The 1,552-nt window shown below is 71.5% G+C and carries 1 protein-coding gene and 2 pseudogenes; 1 reads left to right on the top strand and 2 read right to left on the bottom strand.

Annotation, left to right across the window (positions count from 1 at the left end):
- Nucleotides 1-90 precede the first annotated feature (90 nt).
- Nucleotides 91-219 (bottom strand): annotated as a pseudogene (locus tag SSOG_RS54185) (transaldolase); the annotation flags it as partial.
- Nucleotides 220-258: 39 nt separating this feature from the next.
- Here SSOG_RS54185 and SSOG_RS34025 point away from each other — a divergent pair.
- A pseudogene (locus SSOG_RS34025) lies at nucleotides 259-639 on the top strand (6-phosphogluconolactonase); the annotation flags it as partial.
- Between the two features lie 67 nt (nucleotides 640-706).
- Here SSOG_RS34025 and SSOG_RS34020 read toward each other — a convergent pair.
- The coding region (locus SSOG_RS34020) for a glucose-6-phosphate isomerase (protein ID WP_009718804.1) at nucleotides 707-1,552 on the bottom strand (846 nt) is incomplete at its 5' end.

Raw genomic sequence — 1,552 nt, 5'->3', positions numbered from 1 at the left:
CGAAGATGACCAGGCCGGACGGCCCCGCGATGCGCGGGAGCCGCCGGTCCTTCGGGTCACGCAGCGGATTGCTGCCGATGGTCAAGGTGTTCACGCCTCCGACGCTGCGAGGCGCTTCAGCTGCGCCTCGAGGGACTTCAGCAGGTCGTTCCACGACGCCGCGAACTTCTGGACGCCATCGTCCTGCAGAAGCTGTCCGACCTCGTCATACGAGAGGCCGATGGAGACCAGCGCCTCAATGTCGTCCTTCGCGTCGTGCGGCGCGAGAACCACGGCGTGGCCCCGACCTTCGACGTGGTGCTGGTGGGCGTCGGCCCGGACATCCATGTGGCCTCGCTCTTCCCCGAGCTGCCGGGCGTCCGGGAGACCGAGCGGACGGCGGTCGCGGTGCGCGGTGCGCCCAAGCCGCCGCCCACCCGGGTATCGCTGACGCTGCCCGCGATCCGCGCGGCGCGGGAGGTGTGGCTGCTGGCCGCCGGTGAGGACAAGGCGAGGGCGGTGACCATCGCCCTGTCGGGCGCCGGGGAGATCCAGGCCCCGGCGGCGGGCGCGTACGGCCGCAGCCGCACCCTGTGGCTGCTGGACCGGGCGGCGGCGAGCGGTCTGCCGCGCGAGCTGTACCCACCGGCCTCGCCGTAAGCTCTTCATCCAGCCGATCCCCCGTGCGCCTGCGTGCGCACGGGGGATCGCTGCTGTCCGGGGTGGCTCAGCGGCCGCGCAGCGAGCGGTACGTGGCGACGAGGCCGGCCGTGGAGGCGTCGAGCCCCGGCACCTCGGCGCCCTCGGTCAACGCGGGCTCGACCCGCTTGGCGAGCACCTTGCCCAGCTCGACGCCCCACTGGTCGAAGGAGTCGATGTTCCAGATGGCGCCCTGTACGAACACCTTGTGCTCGTAGAGCGCGACCAGCTGGCCGAGCACGGACGGGCTCAGCTCGGCGGCCAGGAGGGTGGTGGTGGGGCGGTTGCCCGGGAAGGTCTTGTGCGGCACCAGCTCCGGGGGCACGCCCTCGGCGGCGACCTCTTCCGGCGTCTTGCCGAAGGCCAGCGCCTGTCCCTGGGCGAAGAGGTTGGCCATCAGCAGATCGTGCTGGGCGACCAGCCCGGGCCGCAGGTCGTCCACCGGCTTGGCGAAGCCGATCAGATCGGCCGGGATCAGCTTGGTGCCCTGGTGGAGCAGCTGGTAGTAGGCGTGCTGGCCGTTGGTGCCGGGGGTGCCCCAGACCACCGGGCCGGTCTGCCAGCGGACCGGCTGGCCCTCCCGGTCCACCGACTTGCCGTTGGACTCCATGTCCAGCTGCTGGAGGTAGGCGGTGAACTTGGACAGGTAGTGGCTGTAGGGCAGGACGGCGTGCGCCTGGGCGTCGTGGAAGTCCCCGTACCAGACGCCCAGCAGGCCGAGCAGCAGCGGTACGTTCTGCTCCGGCGGGGCGGTGGCGAAGTGCTCGTCCACGAGATGGAACCCGGCCAGCATCTCGCGGAAGCAGTCCGGGCCGATGGCGACCATCAGGGAGAGGCCGATCGCCGAGTCGTACGAATACCGGCCGCCGACCCA

It is taken from the genome of Streptomyces himastatinicus ATCC 53653 (assembly GCF_000158915.1).
Classification (GTDB): Bacteria; Actinomycetota; Actinomycetes; order Streptomycetales; family Streptomycetaceae; genus Streptomyces; species Streptomyces himastatinicus.
Note: the sequence above shows the minus strand (reverse complement) of the source record. Positions and strands in the feature narration are given on the sequence as shown.